This is a genomic window from Dysgonomonas sp. 520 (assembly GCF_010501095.1).
Taxonomy (GTDB): Bacteria; Bacteroidota; Bacteroidia; order Bacteroidales; family Dysgonomonadaceae; genus QVMP01.
Genome location: NZ_QVMP01000018.1, coordinates 1 through 3502 on the forward strand (window position 1 = coordinate 1; position 3502 = coordinate 3502).

The window sequence follows — 3502 nt, forward strand, 5'->3', positions numbered from 1 at the left end:
AGGAAGCGGGTGCAAAAGTAAAACACTTTACAACACAATCCAAATTATTTACAACAAAAATTCAAATTATTTTTACTCATTTTACACAACTAGATGATTTTCTTTTACTTGAATATTTCATTTTATTTTCTCTCCATCCCGATAAAAACTCCGGCAAGGGGTTATTCCTTCACAATTCTCATTGTATATTCATGCTCCGAATCATCAATCAGCTTGATTATATATACACCCGGAATCAGGTTTTGTATATCTATTTTACCGTCGGAAATGTTTTGTTGCGAAAATAATTTCTGTCCCGAAAGGCTATATATTTCCGCAGATAGTATATTGTGATCCGACTTTATATATAGCTCATTTTTCACAGGAGACGGATAAAGAACAATATCCTCATCGTTGGCTTCATCTTTTATACCCGACTGGTCGTAGACATTTAGTTTTACATATTGATTACTTTGCAATGCGCAATAGTATTGCAAAACGGTTGTCAACGTTTTGTTATAAAAGTCCGATTCGTTTTCGCTTTCTGAATACGACACCCCATACACCCGATAATCACCTTTTGGCAATTCCCTGAAGTCGGCTCCGGGATTCACGGACTTAATCAGGTTGTCTTTTTCGTCAACGGCTATATAGGTATATTTTGTTCCTTCGGGTGTTGCATATTCTTCCAAAACATGCCCATCGCCCTGTATAGAGATGAGATAATCGCCCGTTTCCTGAAAATTCATTCCATAGAAGTAGTAATTCACACATTTCTCCAAATACACAGTCATTGTGTGTTTATAGCTGAACATGTCGCCTCCCGAATGAAAGGCATTGGCCGCAACAAAACTTTCACACGAAATATCATCCGAATTGAACAGCATCATAATCAACTGTCCCTGAGTATCATTAGTCAAAGTATATTGCCCGGACTCGGAAACCCTGAATACGCATAGGTTTGAGGCGTCATAACCTAACGGCCTGTAACATCCCTGCAAATTCTGATTCTCATATACATACAAAGCCCTTAAAACATCTGATATCTGCAGATCAAAAGAGTTTATTATATCATTTGGACTGCCAGCTGCCAACTGCAAATCCAGCTCTTCACTTCCCACCTCCAAACTGAGAGCGTCCGGCATACACGGCTCGCTGGCATATGCCTTACAATCGGACTCCAGCGTAAAGTCGGCATCTGAAATATCAAAAAAATGCGCGTTAGGACTCAATATCGCCACAACCTTAACCCTCGCTTTTGTTGTTTGCACAACGGTTGGAATTGTCACCGTACATTCTCCATTATTCGGAATATTTTCCGCCAGAACATAAGGGAAAGAAAAACCTCCGTCCACAGACAACAAGACACTCACCCTTTCGCTCAACGTATTTGTCGAATTCACATCCCATTTTATTTGCTGTTGCGTGTTAGCAATTACGTTTTCTCCGCCATTGGGATAGGTTAATCGCAACGGACCCGCCTCACTGACAGAGACGGTTAATTCTCCCATATCGATACCTGCTCTTCCGTCTTTTGCCGTAAATCGGAATTTCATTTTCCGGGCAACTTCGGGCAAGGCTTCTCCTTCCAGATTGTCGGGGACATTCCGGTCATTCAGTACGAATTTCAACTTCGGAAATGTCCTGTCGGGCGAACTTGATTTCTCACTTCTGAACAGGGGAGCCGTCTGACTGTGTACCGCATCATACCCTCCTGCTCCGACAATTGTTCCTAAAGCTCCCATATCGGAGGTAGTGGCTGCGTCATACTGCTCCCAAGTATAGGTCAACACATCGCCGTCGGCATCCGATGCCTGCCCGTTCAGCCAGAACGGAGTAGCCTTCGGAATAGTGATATCCTCTCCTGCATACACCGTTGGAGGCGTATTACCTGTGGCTTTCAATGTATAACAAGTTGCAGATGTACTGATATAATAATTGATCGCATCGATACTTTTCGAATGGAAATAGCTTAGCTTATTCTCGCCCGTAAGCGATTGATTTTGCGGATGCTGGCAATTGTTTCCGTAAGCCATCATCGTGCTACCTCCTCCCGGCTCCACAGCGTGGGTATTACTCCACCCATCAACACAAAAAGTAGGATTGGATTCCGTACCTCCATTCGCATTATAAGTATGCCAAGCCGTAAACTGATGACCTACCTCATGTGCAAACACGGACACAATTGCTCCCAACGGGCTACCCATTGTCCAATCTGTCCAACCCGTAGCTTTGTTGCCGTTGATGCAAGGACTTGGACCGGCTTCTCCCCTGACGCTGTAAGCCCCACTTACGCCCGACAAGGTATGGAAGGTATGCCCTACGTCGTATTGTTCGTATAATAATATTCCCTGCGAATTCATTTTATTGAAACCCGATTGCGACGCGGCTGCGCTGGCAAATCCGGAATTGGGGGTAAACGGATCTGTTGATGAATTTTGAAAAATAATTGTCCCGTCCATTGTAGGCTCTATCAAACTGAAACTTATTGCCAATTCTTGTTCATAAATCAAATTGACTGCCTGTATGATCGACACTATTTGCGCTTTCACATTATCTTTCGATCCGTAAAAAGAAACCATCTCTCCTGTCGATGCCGCCGCCAACCTGAACACACGAAGATTATCCCCTATCGGGAAACGGGTTACGGCAGTTTCGCTTTTCAGCTTCACCTGCTCCAGCGTTTCCTTGAAATGCTCAAACGCATTTTCGTCGACGCTGCAATGCAATGAAGAATGAGAGATTTCCGAAATATCATATATGCGGTAAACATTTTCCTCTATATTTTCGGGTTCAAACACCCAATACCCATTGCCCGACGAAACAAAAGCCTCTACCTTGTCTGCAAACACCGAAAGTTTCATTACCTGTTTTCCATCTTCCGACACCCCGTCATAGGTTTGCACCAAAGAGCTTTTTCCCGACAATAGATTTTCTTTGAGCAAAAAAGCAACCGTCGTTCCATCTTTTTGAGGAATTGAAATTTTTTGCCCTTTCAAATTTTTCAAAGGTGATTTATTTATTTGTATATCATCGAAATAAAAAACAACTTTTTTCCCCAGATCATTATCTATTTCGTGACCATAAGCCAACATTGAACAAAACAAAAACAGAATAGATAACAATGATTTAATTTTCATACTTATTATATAGTTTATATTGAATAATCTTATATATAGATTATACGTTTGTTGATTATGTTAATTTTTTCTACATTCAACTTTTTGGTGTCAAAAAGTTGCAAAAAGGAACAATCGAGTAGCGTAGGCGACTCAAACATCTAAAAAATCCAGATCCTTCGTTTTACTCAGAAACAACGTTCGAGGAGCGAAGGCGACTCAATGACAATATTAAATATGTGTTATATTTCAATTAGTTATCTTTTATCATCTAAATACACCACAGGTTTTATATAATACACTGCGCGGAATTAAAATTCCTTGCATTCCTTTTGAGTCGCCTTCGCTCCTCGATTGTTAATTGACCAAAGCCTCAAAAGGAATCAAAAAGGCTTTCTGTGACC

At 41.3% G+C, this 3502-nt stretch carries 1 protein-coding gene; it reads right to left on the minus strand.

Features of this window, described 5'->3' with window-relative positions; translation table 11 throughout:
- Window positions 1-161 precede the first annotated feature (161 nt).
- The gene (locus D0T56_RS11180) at window positions 162-3119 is read right to left on the minus strand and encodes a zinc-dependent metalloprotease (RefSeq protein ID WP_163320243.1); all 2958 of its coding nucleotides are present in this window, start codon (window positions 3117-3119) and stop codon (window positions 162-164) included.
- Window positions 3120-3502 lie beyond the last annotated feature (383 nt).